Here is a 20,397-nt window from a genome sequence, read left to right as displayed (position 1 = left end):
GAAGGAGTAGAAAGTGGCTCGTAATCTGGATCCCAAGTGCCGTCAGTGCCGCCGCGAAGGCGAGAAGCTGTTCCTCAAGGCCGAAAAGTGTTTTACCGATAAGTGTTCGATCGAGCGTCGTTCCTACGCGCCGGGTCAGCACGGTCAGCGTTCCGGCCAGCGTATGTCCGGCTACGGTGTTCAGCTTCGTGAGAAGCAGAAGATCCGTCGTCTGTATGGCGTGCTCGAAGGCCAGTTCCGCCGAGTGTTTGCCGAGGCAGATCGTCGCCGCGGCCAAACCGGTGAGAACCTGCTTCAGCTGCTGGAAGGCCGTCTGGACTCCGTCGTGTATCGCATGGGTTTTGGTGGCTCGCGTGCCGAGTCGCGTCAGCTGGTTCGTCACAACGCGATCCTGATCAACGGCAAGCGGGTGAACATTCCCTCGTATGTCGTGAAGCCGGGTGATGTGGTTGAGCTGACCGAAGCTGCGCGTGGCCAACTGCGTGTAAAGGCTGCCCTCGAGGCCGCGAACTCGCGTGGTTTCCCCGAGTGGCTCGACGTTGACGCTAAAGCTGGCAAAGGTACCTTCAAGGCCTACCCGCAACGTGCCGAACTGCCCCCGACGATCAACGAGAATCTGGTCGTCGAACTCTATTCGCGCTAACTCCGGTTAGCCCCAGGACATAAGGCCCGAGGAACTGCTGATGCAAAGCAATGCACTGCTGAAACCGCGCATCATCGACGTGCAGAACATCTCGCCGGTGCAGGCGCGAGTCACGATGGAGCCGTTCGAGCGTGGGTTTGGTCATACGCTTGGCAACGCGCTTCGTCGCATCCTGCTGTCGTCGCTGCCCGGCAGCGCCCCGACGGAAGTTACGATCGAAGGGGTGCTGCACGAGTACTCCACTCTCGACGGTGTGCGCGAAGACATCGTCGACGTGCTGCTCAACCTGAAGGGCGTCGTGCTGAAGCTGCACAACCGCCCCGATGCGACCCTGCGTCTTTCGAAAAGCGGCGAAGGTGTGGTCACTGCCGCGGATCTTGAGATCGGTCATGATGTCGAGATCATCAACCCGGATCACGTGATTGCGCATATCGCGCCGGGCGGCAAGCTGGACATGGAGATTCGTGTTCAGCAGGGCCGTGGCTATGAGCCGGCGAATGTGCGTCCGGAGAATGCCGAGAGCAAGGCGATCGGCCGCATCATGATTGATGCGTCGTTCAGCCCGGTTCGTCGCGTGAGTTACATGGTCGAAAGCGCCCGTGTCGAACAGCGTACCGACCTTGATCGTTTGGTTATCGACATCGAGACCAATGGCGCCGTCGATCCTGAAGAGGCAATCCGCTATTCGGCCCGCGTGCTGATGGATCAGCTGTCGGTGTTCGCTGAGCTGGAAGGTACGGAACCGGTTGAGGAGCGCGTTGAGAGCGTGACGATCGACCCGGTGCTGCTGCGCCCGGTTGACGACCTTGAGCTGACGGTGCGCTCGGCCAATTGCTTGAAGGCCGAGAACATCTACTACATCGGTGATCTGATCCAGCGCACCGAGACTGAGCTGCTGAAGACCCCGAACCTGGGTCGCAAGTCGCTCAACGAGATCAAAGAAGTGTTGGCCACCCGTGGTCTTACGCTTGGCATGAAACTTGAAAACTGGCCGCCGGCCGGGCTTGAAAAGCTCGGTTGATGCGGGTCGAATGAGGTAATAGAAAATGCGTCACCGCAACGGTCTTCGCAAGCTGAACCGGACCAGCAGCCACCGCCAGGCGATGTTCCGCAACATGGCCAACTCGCTGCTGCAGCATGAGGTCATCAAGACGACTCTGCCTAAGGCAAAAGAGCTGCGCCGCGTCGTCGAGCCGCTGATCACCCTTGGCAAGAAGCCGACGGTGGCAAATCGCCGCCTCGCATTCAACCGCATGCGCGACCGCGATATGGTCGTCAAGCTCTTCAATGAGCTTGGCCCGCGTTTTGCTGAGCGTAACGGCGGTTATCTGCGCATCCTCAAGTACGGCTTCCGCGATGGCGACAATGCGCCGATGGCGTTGGTCGAATTGGTGGATCGTCCGGAGACGGACGAAGCGTCTGCCGATCAGGTCAAAGAAGCGGCCTGAGCATTCAGCGCCGTTGATCTCAAAAAGGGGCCCTTGGGCCCCTTTTTGTATTGCAGCTCAATGATTTCCATCGCGCCAGCGCTCAAGGGACCGACGATCGCGCTTGGTTGGCCGGCCGGCGGTGGTCTCGTGCGTTGGCTCCAGTTTGCGTAGTGCCTCGGCTTCGACTTTTCTGCTCAGACTCTCTTCAGTCTCGGCATACAAAGTCTGGGCGGTAGTGGCTGGGCCGCGCTGTGTACTTAGCGCGAGAACGACCAGTTCGCGATCCAGTGAGTCCTTCAGCAGCCTGAGCACGTCGCCGACGCGTACGTTGCGGGCGGGTTTGCAGCGCAGGCCATCGACGCGCACGTGTCCGGCGTCGATCGCTGCTGCGGCGATGCTGCGTGTCTTGTAGAAGCGCGCAGCCCACAGCCACTTGTCGATGCGTACGCCTTCGTTACCAGGTGTTGTGTCGTGGGTATTGTTGCGTGGCATGACTGGTATCCTTGGCGGCTCAAACGGAGGTGTATGTACGCCTCTCACCAATTCTACGGAGACGGCGATGGCTTGTGTGCTCGTGACCGGTGGGGCTGGCTATATCGGCTCGCATACTTGCGTTGCGTTGCTCGCCGCGGGATACGACGTCGTGGTGGTGGATAGTCTGGTCAATGCTCACCCGCAAGCACTTGAGCGTGTCGAGCGAATTGCGGGTAAGCGACTCGCGGCGTTCTATGCCATAGACGTGCGTTCGGCCCCCGCGCTTGCGGACGTGTTTGAGCGACACTCGATCGATGCAGTGATTCATTTTGCTGCACTCAAGGCTGTCGGCGAGTCGGTGGCCGAACCTCTCAAGTACTACGACAACAACGTCGGCGGCACCATCGCTGTGGTGAGCGCAATGCGCAATGCGGGGGTGTGCCGTCTCGTGTTCAGCTCGTCTGCCACGGTGTACGGGGATCCAGTGGCGGTGCCGGTCCGTGAGGATTTTCCGACCGCTCCGACCAACCCTTACGGCTGGAGCAAATGGATGATGGAGCACGTGCTCAGCGAGGTGGCTCAGGCCGAGCCAGGCTGGTCGGTTGCCGTGCTGCGCTACTTCAATCCGGTCGGAGCTCATGCCAGTGGGCTGATCGGCGAGGATCCAGAGGGTTTGCCTAACAATTTGATGCCGTATATCAGCCAGGTGGCTGTCGGACGCTTGCCGGAACTAAAGGTGTTCGGTGATGACTACCCGACAATCGATGGTACCGGAGTGCGCGACTATATCCACGTTGAGGACCTGGCTCGGGGGCACCTCCATGCGCTGGAGCGCATCGACAGTCTTCCCGGTATCCACTGCATCAACCTTGGGACGGGACGCGGCTACAGTGTGCTGGAAGTCTTGCGTGCCTTCGAGGTTGCGAGTGGGAGGCAGATTCCCTTCAAGGTAATGCCGCGCCGCGCTGGTGATATCGCGGAGTGCTGGGCCGATCCGTCATTGGCGCAGCGAGTGTTGGATTGGCGCGCCGAGCGCGATCTGACGGCGATGTGCACCGATGCCTGGCGTTGGCAATCAGAAAACCCGCGCGGATATTCAAGCGAAACGACAAAGTGAAGTGGAAGGAGGCGCCGTGAGCGATACGCAGATTGAGGAACAGCTCAATGTCCTGGGCGGGCCACTGCTGGCCTGCAGTTACGCGCCGTTGACCGGATTCTTCCGGACCGGCTGCTGCGAGACCAGTGGCGAGGATGTCGGACGTCATGTGGTGTGCGTGAAGGTGACGCGTGAATTTCTCGAGTTCTCTCGGTCTACCGGGAACGATCTGAGCACGCCGCGGCCCGAATTCCGGTTTGCAGGCCTTCAGCCAGGAGATCGCTGGTGCCTGTGTGCAGCGCGTTGGCTGGAGGCTCATCGAGCGGGAGCTGCGCCCGGCGTGGTTTTGGCGGCCACGCATCGTGCCGCGCTGGAGATCATTCCACTGGAGCTGTTGCGGGAGTGCGCGCTCGAGTCCTGATGCCTGACTGCGTCTGCGGCAGTCGCTACAAGGATCAGAGGCAGAGTGCTTACCAGTGCTTGCGTACGCGGTTTCGGTACTGCACGTCGTTGGGGAGCACCTTCTGCATGGCTTCGAGGTGGCTCGTGAACATTTGAGTCGCCTTCTGCATGGTTTCCGGGCGGATGTACGGTAATTCCTTCTGCCGGGCGGTCATGCGCACGATCAGCTCGATGGCGCGTTTGCGCAACTGCTCGTCTGGCGGAAGATACATGCCGAGCTCGGCGCTCAGCAGCGTCTTGAGGAACTCGACCCGTCGGTCGATGCGCTCCATGAACCGTGTCTCCGCTTCGTTCAGCTGTTCGCTCATCGCTTGCTCCCTGAACCGTCGTTCAATCCGTTTCGGCTGAGGCCGTTGCAGTTTCGTGTATCTGCAGCGTGCGCGACAGGTAGCGCCCGGTGTGGCTGCCGGCATGCTGCGCAATGCTTTCCGGCGGGCCGCTGCATACGATCATGCCGCCGCCATCGCCCCCTTCGGGACCGAGGTCAATCACCCAGTCGGCGGTCTTGATTACATCAAGGTTGTGCTCAATGATGACGACGGTGTTGCCGTGGTCGCGCAGACGCTGCACGACACCAAGCAGCAATTCTATGTCATGAAAGTGCAGGCCGGTGGTCGGCTCATCCAGAATGTAGAGCGTGCGGCCCGTGTCGCGTTTGGACAGTTCCAGCGCCAGCTTGACGCGCTGGGCCTCGCCGCCGGACAAGGTCGTGGCGCTCTGGCCGAGGCGGATGTAGCCAAGGCCGACGTCCATCATGGTGTCGAGCTTGCGCGCGATGCTCGGCACCGCCGCAAAGAAATCCAGAGCCTGTTCTACCGTCATCTCCAGAACTTCCTGGATGTTCTTGCCGCGGTAGCGGATCTCCAGCGTCTCGCGGTTATAGCGTTTGCCATGGCACACGTCGCACGGGACGTACATGTCGGGCAGAAAGTGCATTTCCACCTTGATCATGCCGTCGCCTTGGCAGGCCTCGCAGCGGCCGCCCTTGACGTTGAAAGAGAAACGTCCCGGGCCGTAGCCGCGCGCGCGCGAATCCGGCACCCCTGAAAACAGGTCGCGGATCGGCGTGAACAAGCCCGTGTAGGTGGCCGGGTTGGAGCGTGGCGTGCGGCCGATCGGTGACTGGTCGACGTTGATGACCTTGTCGAAGTGGTCCAGGCCCTCAATGGCGTCGAACGGTGCCGGCTCGGTGTTGCTGCCATACAGATGCCGCGCGGCGATGGCATACAGGGTGTCGTTGATGAGCGTCGATTTGCCCGAGCCCGATACCCCGGTGACGCAGGTGAGCAGGCCGCAGGGGATTTCCAGATCGACGTTCTTCAGGTTGTTGCCGAGGCAGCCGGTCAGGCGCAGCGTGCGCTGTGGGTCCGGCGAGAGCCGGTGGGCTGGCATCGGGATGCTGCGGCGTCCAGACAGGTAGGCGCCGGTCATCGAGTCGGGGTGAGCGATCACCTCATCCGGCGTGCCGGACGCGATCACGCGCCCGCCATGCTCGCCGGCGCCAGGCCCCATGTCGACAACGTAGTCGGCGGCACGGATCGCATCCTCGTCGTGTTCGACGACGATCACTGTGTTGCCCAGGTCGCGCAGCTTGCGCAGCGTGTCGAGCAGACGGTCGTTGTCGCGCTGGTGCAGGCCGATCGACGGTTCGTCGAGCACGTACATCACGCCGGTCAGGCCCGAGCCGATCTGGCTTGCCAGTCGGATGCGTTGGGCTTCGCCGCCGGATAGCGTGTCGGCAGAGCGGTCGAGTGACAGGTATCCCAGTCCGACGTCGATCAGAAAGCCGAGCCGGTTGCCGATTTCACGCACGATCTTGTCGGCAACCGCCGCCCGTTGGCCGGTCAGTTGCAGGTTGTCGAAGAAGGCGCGGGTTTCCGACAGCGGCATGTTGGCGACGCGGTTGATCGGCAGATCTCCGATCAGCACATGGCGCGCCTCGGCGCGCAGGCGTGAGCCGCCGCAGGCCGGGCACGCGCGGGTCGCGCGATACTTGGCCAACTCCTCGCGGACCGTGACCGAATCGGTCTCGCGGAAACGTCGTTCGAGGTTGGGGATGATGCCCTCGAAGGGGTGCTCCTTCGCGACCAGTCGCCCGCTGTCGGAGAAGTAGCGGAAAGTGATTTTCTGGCTGCCCGAGCCGTGCAGGACGATGTCGCGGATGTCCTCGGGGAGCTCGCCAAAGTGCGTGTCGACGTCGAAGTCGTAATGGACCGCAAGCCCGGTCAGCATCTGAAAGTAGAACTGGTTGCGTCGATCCCAGCCGCGAATCGCCCCGGAAGCCAGCGACAGCTCCGGGTGAGCGACAACGCGCGCCGGGTCGAAGAACTCGACATGTCCGAGGCCGTCACAGGTCGGACAGGCGCCGGCCGGGTTGTTGAACGAAAACAGGCGCGGTTCCAGCTCCGCCAGGGCGTAGCTGCAGATCGGGCAGGCAAAGCGCGCGGAAAACAGATGTTCGTGCCCGCTGTCGAGTTCCACGGCAATTGCCCGGCCCTCGGCATGCAGCAGCGCTGTCTCGAATGATTCGGCAATGCGCCCGCGCTGGTCGGCGCGCACCTTGAGGCGGTCGATGACCACCTCTACGGTGTGGCGGCGACCCTTTTCCAGCGCAGGCAGCGAATCGAGGTCGTGCACCTCACCATCAACGCGAACGCGCACGAAGCCCTGAGCGCGCAGTTCTGCAAACAGATCACTCTGCTCACCCTTGCGGCCGGAGACCACCGGCGCGACGATCATCAGCCGCGTGTCTTCGGGCAGCGAGAGCACGTGGTCCACCATTTGCGAAATGGTCTGCGCCGCTAGTTGCTGCTCTGGATGGTCCGGGCAATGGGGCGTGCCGGCGCGGGAGTACAGCAAACGCAGGTAGTCGTGGATCTCGGTGACAGTGCCGACGGTCGAGCGCGGGTTGTGGCTGGTGGCCTTTTGCTCGATCGAGATCGCCGGCGACAGGCCTTCGATCAGATCGACATCGGGCTTCTCCATCACCTGCAGAAACTGACGCGCGTAGGCCGACAGCGATTCGACGTAGCGGCGCTGTCCCTCGGCGTAGAGCGTATCGAACGCGAGCGACGATTTGCCGGAGCCGGACAGGCCGGTGATCACGGTCAGTCGGTTGCGCGGCAGGTCGAGGCTGACGTTGCGAAGGTTGTGCGTGCGGGCACCGCGGATGCGGATTTCTTCCATGGCGTCGGCTGGATGTGGGTAACACGCCACTATACGAGAGAAGGCCGGCCCCGCACAAACCGGGGTGCCGGCTGCAACTTGACGACGTGGAGGCAGCGCTGCCGCGAACGGACGCGCGGCTGATAGAATCGCCCCTTCGTCCGAAACGTCCTGACCTTCTGCATGAGTCTCCCCGCGCACGACAAGATGAGCTCCGCCGAGCGGCGCGCCGGCGCAAGCCTGGCCGCGATCTTCGGCCTGCGCATGCTCGGGCTGTTCCTGATCCTGCCGGTGTTTGCCGTGCATGCCCACCAGATCCCGGGGGGCGACGACCTGACGCTGGTGGGGCTGGCGATCGGCGCCTACGGTCTGACCCAGGCTTTCCTGCAGATCGCCTTCGGCGCCGCATCGGATCGATTCGGGCGCAAGCCGGTCATCGTGTTCGGTCTGGTGCTGTTCATTCTCGGCAGCGCCGTTGCCGCGCTGGCGCCCAATATCTATGTGGTCATCGCCGGCCGTGTGCTGCAAGGGGCGGGGGCTATTTCTGCGGCCGTCACCGCGCTGGCCGCCGACCTCACGCGCGATCAGCATCGCACCAAGATCATGGCCATGATCGGAGCCAGCATCGGGCTGGTGTTTGCGTTCTCGATGGTCGCCGCGCCGCTGCTGTATGCCGTGATCGGCATGAGCGGCATTTTCTGGCTGACCGCGCTGCTCGCCTGCGGCGCCATCTTCCTAGTGCTCAAGGTCGTGCCAAATGCTCCGCCCGTGCCGCGCCCGACAGCCGGCAGCTTTGGGGAAGTGCTGAGAAACGGACAGCTCATGCGGCTGAACTTTGGCGTGTTCGCGCTGCATCTGATCCAGACCACCATGTGGGTGTTGGTGCCGGCCTCGCTGGTCGCAACCGGCGGGCTGCCGCTGATCGAGCACTGGAAGGTCTACCTGCCTGCCGTGCTGGTGTCCTTCATATTCATGATCCCGGCCATCATTCTGGCCGAGCGACACGGGCGCTTGAAACTCGTATTTAATGCATCCATCATGCTGCTGGTGGTCGTGCAGCTGGGGCTGCTGTTTGCCGGCTCCAGCGTGTGGACCATCGCGCTGTGGCTGACCGGATTTTTCATTGCCTTCAATGTGCTGGAGGCGACGCAGCCGTCCTGGATTTCGCGCATTGCGCCGCCGGAAGCCAAAGGCACTGCCCTCGGCGTGTACAATACCTTGCAGTCGGCCGGCCTGTTTCTCGGCGGCATGCTGGGTGGTTTTCTGGGCCAGTATTTCGGCGCCGGAGCGGTCAATCTGTTCTGCGCAGCGATCGCACTGATCTGGCTGGCACTAGCTTTCACCATGACACCGCCACCCCGCAGGGTAGAAGCTGCGGCGCCGGCGGGTTGAATCGACGAACCAGGAGGACGGGATGGCATCCCTCAACAAAGTAATTCTGATCGGCAACCTCGGCGCCGATCCCGAAACCCGTTATGCACCGTCCGGCGACGCGATCTGCAATCTGCGCATCGCGACCACCGACACCTGGAAGGACAAGACCTCCGGCGAAAAGCGCGAAGCCACCGAATGGCACCGCGTCGCGATGTTCGGCCGACTGGCCGAGATTGCCGCCCAATACCTGCGCAAGGGTAGCCAGGTGTACATCGAAGGGCGCCTGCAGACGCGCAAGTGGCAGGACAAGGATGGCCAGGATCGTTACACCACCGAGATCCGCGCCGACGAAATGAAAATGCTCGGCGGGCGTTCGGGTGGCGGCGGCGGTGGTGACGCGCCGATGGGACGTCAGGATTCCGGCGGCTACGATGAGGCCCCGGCCCCGCAGCGCCAGCAGCGCCCGGCGGCCCCGCAGCAATCCGCTGCCAAGCCTGCCGAGAGCGGCGGCTTTGGCAACTTCGACGACGATATTCCGTTCTGAATCTGTATTGCCGATGCATGCAGCCAGTCGGGACCAGTGATGCTGGTCCCGATTTTTTTCGGATGTGCATTCGGTCGCGTCAGTGACGTAACGGACTATCGTTTTGCTTTATGGATGCGGTATTCTGCGCGGCTGATTTGATGCCGCTCAGCGGGCCCGGGTATTCAGGCGGCATGTCCGTCCGCCGCCTCGGCAATTGAATCGCCCGGCAGGTTGCGCAGGCAGCTTGCGTGACTGGTTGAAGCTTGATGAGTTTCGAATTCTCGATCAGAGCCTGGAGTGCTTATGCCGACGGCCTTGGCGCGCAGGCGGCCTGGCGGGCGTGGGCCGAACGGCCGGCCTTGCCGATGGGTGAGCAGCCGCCGGAGCTGATCGAACTTCCGGTTCCGGCGCGTCGTCGTCTGGGCCTGCTTGGCCGCATGGTTGCGCAGGTCGGTTTCTGGTGTCAGGAAGCCGCGGGCGGGATGCCGGTGGTGTTGGCCTCGCGTTACGGCGATGCCGGGCGTTCGTTGGATTTGCTGCGCGAACAGGCCGTCGGCAATCCGCTGTCGCCGACGGCATTCGGCTTGGCGGTGCACAATGCCATCGGAGCGCAATATTCAATTGCGCGCGCCGATCGAGGGAATTACGTCGCTGTGGCCAGCGGCGCCGGCAGTGTGGTCGGTGGCATGATCGAGGCTCTGGGCCTGCTGGCCGACGGTGCTGATGCGGTGATGCTGGTTTGTTACGACGCGCCTCTGCCCGGCGAGTACGCGCCGTTCGCCGATGAGCCGGCGTGCCACTATGCATGGGCGTGGGTGCTGGGTAGGCCGACGCCATCCGATACGGTCCGTTTCAGCCTGCGTCCGCTGGCGCTGGAGTGTTCGGCGGACGACGCGATGGCAACGCTGCCATACGGCCTGGACGTGTTGCGTTTCATGCTGTCGGGAGACGCACGCATGCGGCGCATGATTGATGGCGGTGCATGGGAATGGCAGCGCCATGCTTGAGCGGCTGAACAGGTGGTACCGCATTGTTGCGACCGGATTCTGTTTTGCCATGTTCGGCCTCGGGGGCGTGCTGATCGGCGTGCTGGCCTACCCCGCGATCTGCTTGCTGGCGCGCGAGCGAACGCGCCGTGCGCTGTACGCCAGGAAAGTCGTGCACGAGTCCTTCCGATGGTTTGTCGGGCTGATGGCGGCCGTGGGGGTGATCAGCTATGAGGTGCGTGGGCGCGACAGGCTTGCCCGGACCGGCTTGCTGGTAGTGGCCAATCACCCGTCCCTGATTGACGTCGTTTTTCTCGTGTCGTTGATCGACCGCGCGGATTGCATCGTCAGAGCTGGCTTGGCGCGTAACCCGTTCACGCGGGGTCCGATCGCGGCGGCCGGCTATGTCAGCAACGAATCGGGCCCTGGAATGGTGGACGAATGCATCGCGTCGATCCGTTCCGGCAACAATCTGGTGATTTTCCCTGAGGGGACGCGCACGCCGCTGCAAGGCGGAGCCCGCTTCCAGCGTGGCGCGGCGAACATCGCCGTGCGTGGCGGGATAAACGTGACGCCGGTGCGGATCACCAGTGATCCGCCGATGCTGAGAAAGGGCGTGCCGTGGTACCGCGTTCCGGCTCGGCGGGCTCATTTCGTGATCGAGGTGTGTGAAGACATCCCGGTGCGGGATTTCTCCGCCAACAATCAGAGTGAAGCGCTCGCTGCCCGGCAGCTCACCGAATTCCTCACCCAATATTTCTCGCGGGAGATCAGTCGTGCCCAGTCTTGAACAGGAAATCAAGGAACTCATCATCGCGGCGCTGGCGCTCGAGGACGTACGTCCGGAAGACATCGACGAGCAGGAGCCGCTGTTTGTAGACGGTCTTGGGCTCGATTCGATCGATGCGCTCGAACTGGGGCTCGCCTTGCAGAAAAAGTACGGCGTCAGCATTTCGGCCAACTCCGACGAAACCCGTCGCCATTTCAGCAGCGTGCGTGCACTTGCCGCTTTCGTCGGCGAGCGCCGCGCGGCGTAAGTCCCTGTGACTGCACACTTCATAGGTATTCCCATGACCAAGGACGACATCCTCCGACGCATCACCGAGATTCTCACGGACACCTTCGATATCGAGGGCGACCGAATCGTTCCCGATGCGCGCCTCTACGAAGACCTCGACATCGACAGCATCGACGCCGTCGACATGATCGTGCAGCTCAAGGGGCTGGTCGGTCGGCGCCTTCAGCCCGAAGCCTTTAAGTCCGTGCGCACCATCCAGGATGTGGTCGATGCCATTCACGGCCTCGTCCACGAAAACGTCCAGGCCTGAGGCTTCCTCCTTGCGCAAGTGCGTCACGCCGCTGCTGGCTGTCCTCACGGTGCTGTATCCCGGTGCGGTCTATTTCGCGCTCGACCGGTTCGCGCCGGTGTGGATTGCCCTGTTGCTGTTGGCGCTGGCGCTGGCACGCGCTTGGGCTTCGCGCTCGCGCCGCTGGTTGCTGGCTGCTGCAGCCGCAGCGGTGATTGCCGCAATCTGCCTGCTCACGGATGACGTGCTGGCCCTGCAGTTCTACCCGGTACTCGTGAACCTGGCCTTTCTTGCCGTGTTCGCATTCAGCCTGTGGCGCCCGCCTACCGTCGTCGAGCGTCTGGCGCGTCTGCGCGATCCTGTGTTGCCGCCCGATGCGGTGGTCTACACGCGTCGCGTGACCCAGGTGTGGTGCGCGTTCTTCGTTTTCAACGGCGGCATGGCCCTGATCACCGCCCTGTGGGCGAGCCCGGCCCAGTGGGCGCTTTACAACGGCTTTGTTGCCTATGTGCTGATGGGTAGCCTGTTCGCCGGAGAATGGCTGGTGCGCAGGCGGGTGCAGGCGCGTATCGCCGCGCGGGAGGGCGCACGTGGCTGACGGGGTCGAGCTTGCGAACATTGCGGCGCGGCCCGCGGTCGATCACTGCGTTGCAGTGCGCGGGCAGGAGCGCATCCTGCATACGCGTTTCGTGCTTGATGTCGCTGCGTGGCAGCAGTGTTTCGGAGCGCATGCGGGCGACCGCGTGGCACTGTACTTCAGCGATAGCTACGACTTCGCCACGGCCCTGTTCGGCGCCTGGCATGCTGGCAAGACTGTGGTTCTGCCCGGCGACGCCCAGCCCGAAACCATCGACCGTCTCGCCGCGCATGTTGATCTCTCGGCTGGCGAACTGCCCGGTGCGGTGATGCCGCAGGGTGCTCTCGCGGCAACTGCGCCGCTTGAGCCGCTGGGCATCGAAGCGACTCGTCTGGTGCTGTTCACGTCCGGCTCCAGCGGCGCGCCGGTCGCTATCGACAAGTGCCTCGCACAGCTCGCTGCCGAAGTTCGCGCGCTGCAGCAGCAGTTCGGTGCAGGGCTGGAGGGGGCAACGACCTACGCCACCGTTTCGCACCAGCACATCTACGGACTGCTGTTCGTCGTGCTGTGGCCGCTCGCGGCGGGACGCCCCTTTGCCGCGCAACGCCTGTCCTATCCCGAAGAAATGGCGCAGTGCCTGGGCCCGGCGCCGAGCGTGCTCGTGTCCAGCCCGGCTCATCTCAAGCGTCTGCCCGATACGCTCGACTGGCGCTACGCATGCACGGGCTTGCGGGCCGTTTTTTCGTCTGGAGGTGTGCTGCCGGTCGAGGCCGCAGCGAATTGCTCCAGGCTGCTGCAGGCTTCGCCCATCGAAGTGTTCGGCAGCTCTGAAACCGGCGGCATCGCCTGGCGGCAGCAGGCTTCACATGGCGAGTGCTGGCAGCCTTTGCCCGGCGTGACCTGGCGTTGCGAGGGCGAGATGTTGCAGGTGCGTTCGGCGCATGTTGGTCAGGATGACTGGTTCGCGACCTCTGATCGCGCCGAGGCCTCCGCGGATGGCACTGGATTCATCCTGCGCGGACGGGCTGACCGCATCGCCAAGATCGAGGAAAAGCGCGTGTCGCTGAGCGCCATCGAGCGCGCCTTGTGTGAATTGCCCGATGTCGAAGACGCCAAGGCGGTGGTGCTGGGCGAGCCCGGTGCGGAGAAGCTGGCAGCCGTCGTGGCGCTGAGCACCGAGGGTTGGGAGAAGCTGCGCAGCCAGGGTCGGCGGGCTTTCAACGAGGCGTTGCGCACGCGGCTTCTGCACAGCGTCGAGCGGGTGGTGTTGCCGCGCAGTTGGCGCCACGTGGTGTCGCTGCCGGTCAACGCCCAAGGCAAGACCACCGCGGCGCAACTGGCAACGCTGTTCCGCCCCTATCTGCCGACGGTCGAGTGGTTGCAGCGCGAGCCCGAGGCGGCGCGCGCCATGCTCGACGTCACGCCCGAGCTGGTCGTCTTCGATGGCCACTTCACCGACGCCCCGCTGGTTCCGGGCGTCGCGCAGCTCGACTGGGCGGTCGAGTTTGCACGCAGCTGTTTTGCCCTGGAGGGCGACTTTCAGCGTTGCGAAGTGCTGAAATTCCAGCTGCCGGTTTTGCCCGGCACGGCGCTGCAGCTTGATTTGCAGTGGAACGCGCAGAGCGGTGCGCTGGGCTTCCGTTACTCGTCGGTGCACGGCGCGCATGCCAGCGGCCGCATCGTCTTCGCGGAGGCGGCATGAGTTTTCGCCCGGTTGTTGTCATTCCGGTCTACAACCATCCGGCCACCATCGGCGGCATGGTCGCTGCGGTGCAGGCGCACGGCCTGCATTGCGTGCTGGTGGACGACGGCAGTGAGGCCGACTGCGCCCGCGTGCTCGACGAACTGGCCGCGGCTCACCCAGAGGGCGTGCATCTGCTGCGGCTCGCACAGAACAGCGGCAAGGGCGGGGCGATGATGGCGGGCCTGCGCGAGGCGCAGCGGCTGGGCCACACCCACGCATTGCAGATCGACGCCGACGGCCAGCACGACGCAGGCGACATCCCGCGCTTTCTCGAACTCGCCGCGCAACACCCGCAGGCCGTGATCTGCGGCTGTCCGATCTACGATGATTCGGTGCCGCGCAGTCGCCTGTATGCGCGCTACGCCACCCACGTATGGGTGTGGATCAACACCTTGTCGCTGACCATCCGCGATTCAATGTGTGGCTTCCGCGTCTATCCGCTGGGCAGCACGGTGGCGCTGATCGATCAAGTGCGCATCGGCCGGCGCATGGATTTTGACGTCGACATCATCGTGCGCCTGTTCTGGCGCGGCGTGCCGGTCGTGAATCAGCCGACGCGCGTGCACTACCCCGAGGACGGCGTTTCGCATTTCCGGCTGTGGCGCGACAACTGCCTGATTTCGCGCATGCATGCGCGGCTGTTCTTCGGCATGTTGCTGCGCCTGCCGCGACTTCTGTGGCGCAAGGCGGTGAGCGCGTGAGCAGCCGCGCGGCACCGCACTGGGCCAGCATCGGCGAAAGCTCCTGCGTCATCGGGACGTGGTTTCTGTACCACCTGCATCGTTTGTGCGGGCGCTGGCCGTTTCGCCTGTGTCTGTATCCGGTGGTGAGCTATTACTGGGCTACGCGTCCGCTGGCGCGGCGTGCTTCGCGCGAGTATCTGCAGCGCATTGAGGCTGCATACGGCGCGATCGGCGAGCCGCCCGGCCCGCGTCACGAACTGCGTCATTTCTTTTCGTTTGCCGAGGCGCTGCTCGACAAGATGTTGGCGCTGAGCGGGCGCTACCAGTTTGACCGCGTGCACTTCCACGGCCAGCAGCCGGTGCTCGACCTGATCGCGGCCGGCCGCGGCGGCGTGTTCATCACTGCCCACATGGGCTGCCTTGAACTGTGCCAGGCCTCGGCCGACCGTCAGCCGGGCCTCAGGCTCACGGTGCTGGTGCATACGCGCCACGCCGAGCGCTGGAATCAGATGCTCGAGCGCCTCAACCCGGACAACGGCGTGCGCCTGATGCAGGTCACCGAGGTCGATGTGGCCACCGCCGTGATGTTGCAGGAGCGCGTCGCGCAGGGCGAATTCGTCGCCATCGCGGGAGACCGCGTGCCGGTGACCGTAAGCAAAACCGTGCGTGTGCCGTTTCTCGGCCACGATGCGGAGTTCCCGGTGGGCCCGTATGTGTTGGCCTCCCTGCTGAAGTGCCCGGTGTTCCTGCTCGCCTGCGTACGCGAGGGTGATGGCCACGGCGTGCATTTCGAGCAGCTGGCCGAGCGCATCGAGCTGCCGCGTGCGTCGCGCGAGGCAGCCGTGCGCGAACATGCTGAACGGTTCGTGGCACGTGTCGAAGCCAGACTGCGCACCGCGCCCTACGAGTGGTTCAACTTCTTTCCGTTCTGGGACCAGTCGTCCCGACCTATCGAGCACCATGACAAATCAAGCCATTGAACTGCCGCGCGTCTGCGTCGACGGCTCGCGCCTGGGTATCGAGCACATCGTCGCGCTGGCCGAGCGTACTGCCGTGGTCGAATTGTCGGCCGACACGGCCTTCCGAGCGCGCATCCAGCGCGGCGCGGATTTTCTCGACCGTCTGCTGCGCGAGGACGGCGTGGTGTATGGCGTAACCACCGGTTACGGTGACTCTTGCACCGTGGCCATCCCGCCCGCGCTGGTCGCCGAATTGCCGCATCACCTCTACACCTATCACGGCTGCGGGGCCGGGCGCATGCTCACGCCGGAAGAGACGCGTGCCGTGCTGGCGGTGCGGATGGTGTCGCTGGCGCAGGGGTTCTCGGGCGTCAGCCCCGGCCTGCTGGAGCAGATCGAGAAGCTGCTCGCGCATGACGTGCTGCCGTTGATTCCGGCTGAGGGTTCGGTTGGCGCCAGCGGCGACCTCACGCCGCTGTCGTATCTGGCGGCCGTGCTGTGTGGCGAGCGCGAGGTGTGGTTCCGCGGTGAGCGCCGCGCCGCCGCCGAAGTGCTGGCTGCCCTCGGCATCACGCCGCTGCGCCTGCGCCCCAAGGAAGGCCTGGCGATCATGAACGGTACGGCAGTCATGACAGCACTGGCCTGCCTGGCTTGGCAGCGTGCCGAATACCTGTCGCGCCTGGCCACCCGCATCACCGCCTGCAGCGTGCTGGCCAGTGCCGGCAACGCCCATCATTTCGACGAGGTGCTGTTCTCGGTCAAGCCGCATGCCGGTCAGCAGCGCATTGCCGCGCGCCTGCGCAGTGATCTGGCGGCCGACCGCCCGCCGCGCAACGAACAGCGCCTGCAGGATCGCTATTCGCTGCGCTGCGCGCCGCACGTCATCGGCGTGCTGGAAGACGGCCTGGGTTTCTTCCGCGAATTGATCGAGAACGAACTCAACAGCGCCAACGACAATCCGTTGATCGACGGCGAGCGCGAGCAGGTGCTGCACGGCGGTCATTTCTACGGTGGCCACATCGCCTTTGCGATGGATGGGCTGAAGGCCGCGGTGGCCAACGTTGCCGACCTGCTCGACCGCCAGCTCGCGCTGCTGGTCGATGCGCGCTACAGCCATGGCCTGCCGGCCAACCTGTCGGGCGCCACTGGCCCGCGCGCGGCCATCAACCACGGCCTTAAGGCGCTGCAGATCAGCGTGTCGGCGTGGACCGCCGAAGCGCTCAAGCTGACCATGCCGGCCTCGGTATTCTCGCGCTCGACCGAATGCCACAACCAGGACAAGGTCAGCATGGGTACCATCGCCGCGCGCGACGCCTTGCGCGTGCTGGAGCTGAGCGAGCAGGTGGTGGCGGCGATGTTGATCGCCTCGCGTCAGGGCGTGGCGCTGCGCCGTTCGCTTGATGACACGGTGCAACTCAGCCCCGAACTGCAAGCCTTCCAGGCCGACCTCGAAGAACGCATCGAGCCAGTGGTCGAAGACCGCGCGCTCGACGGCGAACTCCAGCAACTGTTGGGCGCGATCCGCTCGCGCGCATGGAGCCTGCATGACGATGTCTGATGACGCCTCTGTGACGACGGAACCCCCGCTGAGCATCGAGATCGACGTTCTGCCCGCGTTCTGCGACATCGACGCGATGGAGATCGTCTACCACGGCAACTACGTGCGCTATCTCGAAGTGGCGCGCTCGGCGCTGCTCGCCAAGTACGACTACGACTACCCGCGCATGCGCGAATCGGGCTATGGCTGGCCCATCGTCGATATGCGCCTGAAGTACGTGCGGCCGGTCGTGTATGGCCAGGCCTTGAAGGTGCGCGCGACCATCGTCGAGTGGGAATTCCGCCTGCGCATCGAATACGAGATTCGCGACGCGCAGACCGGCGAGAAACTCAATTCCGCCTCGACCATCCAGGTGGCGGTGGATATGAGCACGCGCGAGATGTGCTACGTCTGCCCGCCCGTGCTGTGGCAAAAACTCGGAGTCGAGCCGTGATCGCGCGGCGTCTCTTTCTGCTGATCGCGCTGACGTGGCTCATGCCGGCCGCAGCGGCCGAGGAAGCCCTGATTGCCGGGCTGCGCGAGCGACTCGCCGACGCGCCGGTGCTGCGCGGCGAGTTCGAGCAGCACAAGAGCGTTAACGGCTTCCGCAAGCCCCTGGTGTCGCGCGGTGACTTCCTCGTCGCGCGCGAGCGCGGCGTGCTGTGGAACACGCGCTCGCCGTTCGCCTCGTCGCTGGTCGTGACGCGCGAGCGCCTGCTCTCGCGGCGCGCCGACGGTGAAGTCGATACCGTGATCGAGACCGGCAAGGAGCCGGGCCTGCGCGCCATCAACGAAATTCTGTTCGCCGTCATGGCGGCTGACCTCGACGTGCTGCAGACGCGCTTCACCGTGAACGGCGAACTGGTCGGCAATGACGCCTGGCGTCTGGTGCTGCTGCCGCCCGACGCCATGGCTGCACGCTGGCTGTCGCGCGTTGAACTCGACGGCAACCGCCATGTGCAGCGTGTGCGCTTCGAGGACGCGCAAGGCGACGTCACCGAGATCCGCTTCCGCGCCCAGAACGAAGCGCAGACGCTGAATCCCGCAGAGGCGGCCGCTCTTGAGTGATGTCCCGGTTTCCACGGCCGCGCCTGCGAACCGCCTGTGGCGCGTCGCCGCGCTGCTGTGGCTGCTCGCGGTGTGTGGCGTGGCGGCGCATCAATGGCAGTTCTGGCAGCAGGGGCGCTTTGAGTCCGATGTGATGGCGTTGCTGCCGGTGGACGAGCGGGAGCCGGCCGTGACGCTGGCCGTGCGTCAGCTGGCCGACGCCGCCACGCGCGAAATCGTGATCATGCTCGGCACGCCGGATTGGACGCGGACGCAGCAGGCCGTTGCGCGCTGGCGCGACGCACTGAAAGACGCGCCGCTGTCTGAGCGCCCGGTGCCCGACGCCGCGCAGATGTCGCAGGCGCTGGATTTCTATCTGCCCTGGCGCGACCGCCTGCTGACCGCCGCCCAACGCGAAATGCTGCAGCGCGAACCGACCGACCGTCTGGCCGAGGCGGCGCTGGCGGCTTTGTATCAACCGGCGGTACGTGTGCGCCTGTCGGACTGGGCGGCTGACCCGCTGGGCCTGTGGCCGCAGTGGTGGAGCGGGCGCGCCGCCGAAAGCGCGGCCCGCCCGCGCGACGGCCTGCTGGCGGTCGAAGCCGACGGCCAGCATTGGGCCGTGTTGCGCTACGAGATTGCCGGTAGCGGCTTCAGCCTGACCGGTGAGGCAACCTACGGTGACGCGCTGCAATCCGCCAGCGCTGCAGCCACTGCGGCGGTGCCGGGGCTGCGCGTGATGCAGGCCGGTGTGCCGCTGCATGCCGAGGCTGCAGCCGTGCAGGCCGGGCGCGAGATCCGCACCATCGGCTGGGGTTCGCTCACCGCGGTGCTATTGCTGGTGTGGCTGACCTTTCGCGCGCCGCGGCCCATCGTGCTGGTCGGGTTGTCGCTGCTGGTCGGTTGCGCCACCGCCCTGTCTGTGACGGCCTGGGTCTTCCATGAGGTGCATCTGATGACGCTGGTGTTCGGCGCCTGCCTGGTGGGCGTGGCGCAGGACTACGGCTTCCATTATTTCGCCAGCCGGCAGGGGCACCCCGGCGTGGCGCCGCGCAATCTGATGTCGAAGCTGCTCCCCGCGCTGCTGCTGGCCATGCTGACCAGCGTGGTGGCCTACCTCGCGTTGGGCGTGGCGGCCTTTCCGGGGCTTCGCCAGATGGCGCTGTTCTCGGCGGTTGGTCTGGTTGCCACGCTGTTGTGCGTGGTGCTGTGGTTCCCGCTGATCGACCGGGGTGAGGTGCGCCGCAGTCGTTTCGCCGACTGGCTCGGCGGCAGTCTGGCGCGCTTTCCTCGCCTGTCGCGGGCACCGGCTGCGTTTGTGGCTTGGCTTGTGGTGGCGGTGCTGTGCGGTCTTGGCTTGTTCCAGCTCGGCGCACGCGATGACGTGCGGCAACTGCAGAATTCCCCGGCCGATCTGATCGCGCAGCAGCGCGAGGTCGGTCGTCTGCTCGGGCTGCCCAGCCCGGCACAGTTCTTCCTGGTGCGTGGTGACAGTGCAGATCAGGTGCTGGAACGCGAAGAGGCTCTGAGGCAGCGCCTCGACGTGCTGGTCGCCGACGGCGCCTTTGCCGGTTATGGCGCGGTGTCCGACTGGGTGCCATCGGCGGCGCGTCAGCAAGCCGATGCCGAACGTACGGCGCAGGTCGAGCAGGCCGTACTCGATGGCATCAATCAGGCGCTGGGTGAGGAAATCGAACGGCCGGCCTTTGCCGCTACCGCGCTGACGTTGGAGGCGTGGCTTGCGCATCCGGTGTCTCAACAGATGCGTCCCCTGTGGCTGGGGCAACTGGCCGATGGCAGCCATGCCAGCGTGATCCTGCTGCGCGGCTTGAATGAAGTGTCGCGCCTGCCCGAATTGCAGCGCGCGGCCGAAGGGCTGGTGGGCGTGCGCTGGGTCGACAAGCCCACCGAGATCTCCGATTTTCTGGCCCGCTACCGCCTCAACATGAGTGCCTTGCTGCTGGTTGGCCACCTCGCGGTGCTGGCGGTGTTGCTGGTGCGCTACCGCCAACAGGCTTGGCGCGTGTGGCTGCCGGTGGCGCTGGCCACCGTGCTGACGCTGGGCGTGTTGGGCCTGCTTGGTCAGCCGCTGCAGCTTTTCAACGTGCTGGCCTTCACGCTGCTGCTCGGCGTCGGCATCGACTACGGCATCTTCCTGCTCGAACATCGTGGCGACGGCGCGGCCTGGGTCGCGGTGTTGCTGGGTGCGGCCAGCACCGGGCTGGCCTTCGGTCTGCTCGCGCTGTCGGGCACGCCTGCATTGCACGCCTTCGGGCTGACGCTGATCGTCGGTCTGGCTTGCGTGGCATTTCTGGCGCCGCTGTTTCGCGCGGCTGCGGCGCCGGTGGTTTCTCCTTCCGTGTGATGACTCGTTATCAGGACATGCA

At 64.6% G+C, this 20,397-nt stretch carries 22 protein-coding genes; 19 read left to right on the top strand and 3 right to left on the bottom strand.

All coding sequences use genetic code 11. From position 1 onward, the window contains the following. Positions 1 to 13: 13 nt before the first annotated feature. Genes rpsD through rplQ form a run of 3 tightly spaced genes read left to right on the top strand, consistent with a single transcriptional unit; the run spans position 14 to position 2,091 of the window. Positions 14 to 643: a 30S ribosomal protein S4 gene (gene rpsD, locus AC6H0N_RS13630; RefSeq protein WP_497574672.1), complete on the top strand. Its 630-nt coding sequence runs from the start codon at positions 14 to 16 to the stop codon at positions 641 to 643. 40 nt (positions 644 to 683) lie between these two features. Next, a complete protein-coding gene (locus AC6H0N_RS13625; protein WP_497574671.1) occupies positions 684 to 1,664 on the top strand; it encodes a DNA-directed RNA polymerase subunit alpha in 981 nt (326 codons plus the stop codon). Between the two features lie 25 nt (positions 1,665 to 1,689). Then, the gene (rplQ, locus tag AC6H0N_RS13620) at positions 1,690 to 2,091 is read left to right on the top strand and encodes a 50S ribosomal protein L17 (protein WP_497574670.1); all 402 of its coding nucleotides are present in this window, start codon (positions 1,690 to 1,692) and stop codon (positions 2,089 to 2,091) included. Positions 2,092 to 2,148: 57 nt separating this feature from the next. Here rplQ and AC6H0N_RS13615 read toward each other — a convergent pair whose 3' ends face one another. Next, on the bottom strand, positions 2,149 to 2,565 hold the full coding sequence (locus AC6H0N_RS13615) for an RNA-binding S4 domain-containing protein (RefSeq protein ID WP_497574669.1): 417 nt from the start codon (positions 2,563 to 2,565) through the stop codon (positions 2,149 to 2,151). Positions 2,566 to 2,632: 67 nt separating this feature from the next. Between AC6H0N_RS13615 and galE the strand changes: the two genes are divergently transcribed. Beyond that, on the top strand, positions 2,633 to 3,664 hold the full coding sequence (gene galE / locus AC6H0N_RS13610; RefSeq protein WP_497574668.1) for a UDP-glucose 4-epimerase GalE: 1,032 nt from the start codon (positions 2,633 to 2,635) through the stop codon (positions 3,662 to 3,664). Positions 3,665 to 3,680: 16 nt separating this feature from the next. Beyond that, positions 3,681 to 4,064, top strand: coding sequence for a DUF2237 family protein (locus tag AC6H0N_RS13605; protein WP_497574667.1), 384 nt, complete (start codon positions 3,681 to 3,683; stop codon positions 4,062 to 4,064). 49 nt (positions 4,065 to 4,113) lie between these two features. Here AC6H0N_RS13605 and AC6H0N_RS13600 read toward each other — a convergent pair whose 3' ends face one another. Both AC6H0N_RS13600 and uvrA read right to left on the bottom strand, forming a co-directional pair. Continuing rightward, positions 4,114 to 4,413: a hypothetical protein gene (locus tag AC6H0N_RS13600; RefSeq protein WP_497574666.1), complete on the bottom strand. Its 300-nt coding sequence runs from the start codon at positions 4,411 to 4,413 to the stop codon at positions 4,114 to 4,116. A gap of 22 nt (positions 4,414 to 4,435) precedes the next feature. Then, complete coding sequence (uvrA, locus tag AC6H0N_RS13595) at positions 4,436 to 7,291, bottom strand: excinuclease ABC subunit UvrA (RefSeq protein WP_497574665.1); 2,856 nt, start codon at positions 7,289 to 7,291, stop codon at positions 4,436 to 4,438. 162 nt (positions 7,292 to 7,453) lie between these two features. On the opposite strand from uvrA, the gene AC6H0N_RS13590 reads away from it, so the two are divergent. The 14 genes from AC6H0N_RS13590 (at position 7,454) to AC6H0N_RS13525 (ending at position 20,375) form a co-directional block, all read left to right on the top strand. After that, a complete protein-coding gene (locus AC6H0N_RS13590) occupies positions 7,454 to 8,662 on the top strand; it encodes an MFS transporter (RefSeq protein WP_497574664.1) in 1,209 nt (402 codons plus the stop codon). A 22-nt stretch (positions 8,663 to 8,684) separates the two neighbouring features. Beyond that, positions 8,685 to 9,188: a single-stranded DNA-binding protein gene (gene ssb, locus AC6H0N_RS13585; protein WP_497574663.1), complete on the top strand. Its 504-nt coding sequence runs from the start codon at positions 8,685 to 8,687 to the stop codon at positions 9,186 to 9,188. Between the two features lie 248 nt (positions 9,189 to 9,436). Then, positions 9,437 to 10,177: a beta-ketoacyl synthase chain length factor gene (locus AC6H0N_RS13580; protein ID WP_497574662.1), complete on the top strand. Its 741-nt coding sequence runs from the start codon at positions 9,437 to 9,439 to the stop codon at positions 10,175 to 10,177. After that, positions 10,170 to 10,946 (top strand): lysophospholipid acyltransferase family protein, encoded by a 777-nt coding sequence (locus AC6H0N_RS13575; RefSeq protein ID WP_497574661.1) that lies wholly within the window; start codon positions 10,170 to 10,172, stop codon positions 10,944 to 10,946. Before AC6H0N_RS13580 ends, AC6H0N_RS13575 begins: the two co-directional genes overlap by 8 nt. Next, positions 10,933 to 11,193, top strand: a complete 261-nt coding sequence (locus AC6H0N_RS13570; protein WP_497574660.1) for a phosphopantetheine-binding protein — start codon at positions 10,933 to 10,935, stop codon at positions 11,191 to 11,193. The genes AC6H0N_RS13575 and AC6H0N_RS13570 overlap by 14 nt, the downstream gene beginning before the upstream one ends. 33 nt (positions 11,194 to 11,226) lie before the next feature. Continuing rightward, a complete protein-coding gene (locus tag AC6H0N_RS13565) occupies positions 11,227 to 11,484 on the top strand; it encodes an acyl carrier protein (protein WP_497574659.1) in 258 nt (85 codons plus the stop codon). 10 nt (positions 11,485 to 11,494) lie between these two features. After that, positions 11,495 to 12,061, top strand: coding sequence for a COG4648 family protein (locus AC6H0N_RS13560; RefSeq protein WP_497574658.1), 567 nt, complete (start codon positions 11,495 to 11,497; stop codon positions 12,059 to 12,061). Then, positions 12,054 to 13,742 (top strand): ApeI family dehydratase, encoded by a 1,689-nt coding sequence (locus AC6H0N_RS13555; RefSeq protein ID WP_497574657.1) that lies wholly within the window; start codon positions 12,054 to 12,056, stop codon positions 13,740 to 13,742. The genes AC6H0N_RS13560 and AC6H0N_RS13555 overlap by 8 nt, the downstream gene beginning before the upstream one ends. After that, a complete protein-coding gene (locus AC6H0N_RS13550) occupies positions 13,739 to 14,485 on the top strand; it encodes a glycosyltransferase family 2 protein (RefSeq protein WP_497574656.1) in 747 nt (248 codons plus the stop codon). The genes AC6H0N_RS13555 and AC6H0N_RS13550 overlap by 4 nt, the downstream gene beginning before the upstream one ends. Further along, positions 14,482 to 15,447, top strand: coding sequence for a lysophospholipid acyltransferase family protein (locus AC6H0N_RS13545; protein WP_497574655.1), 966 nt, complete (start codon positions 14,482 to 14,484; stop codon positions 15,445 to 15,447). The genes AC6H0N_RS13550 and AC6H0N_RS13545 overlap by 4 nt, the downstream gene beginning before the upstream one ends. Continuing rightward, entirely contained in the window at positions 15,428 to 16,984 is a 1,557-nt protein-coding gene (locus tag AC6H0N_RS13540; protein WP_497574654.1) for an HAL/PAL/TAL family ammonia-lyase, read from the top strand. The genes AC6H0N_RS13545 and AC6H0N_RS13540 overlap by 20 nt, the downstream gene beginning before the upstream one ends. Continuing rightward, positions 16,971 to 17,417 (top strand): acyl-CoA thioesterase, encoded by a 447-nt coding sequence (locus AC6H0N_RS13535; RefSeq protein WP_497574653.1) that lies wholly within the window; start codon positions 16,971 to 16,973, stop codon positions 17,415 to 17,417. Before AC6H0N_RS13540 ends, AC6H0N_RS13535 begins: the two co-directional genes overlap by 14 nt. Continuing rightward, positions 17,414 to 18,031: a LolA family protein gene (locus AC6H0N_RS13530; RefSeq protein WP_497574652.1), complete on the top strand. Its 618-nt coding sequence runs from the start codon at positions 17,414 to 17,416 to the stop codon at positions 18,029 to 18,031. Before AC6H0N_RS13535 ends, AC6H0N_RS13530 begins: the two co-directional genes overlap by 4 nt. Beyond that, positions 18,024 to 20,375: an MMPL family transporter gene (locus AC6H0N_RS13525; RefSeq protein WP_497574651.1), complete on the top strand. Its 2,352-nt coding sequence runs from the start codon at positions 18,024 to 18,026 to the stop codon at positions 20,373 to 20,375. The genes AC6H0N_RS13530 and AC6H0N_RS13525 overlap by 8 nt, the downstream gene beginning before the upstream one ends. The last annotated feature ends 22 nt before the right edge of the window (positions 20,376 to 20,397 follow it).

Source organism: Pseudazoarcus sp. NS34 (genome assembly GCF_059703725.1).
This window is presented reverse-complemented; position numbering and strand designations above follow the sequence as displayed.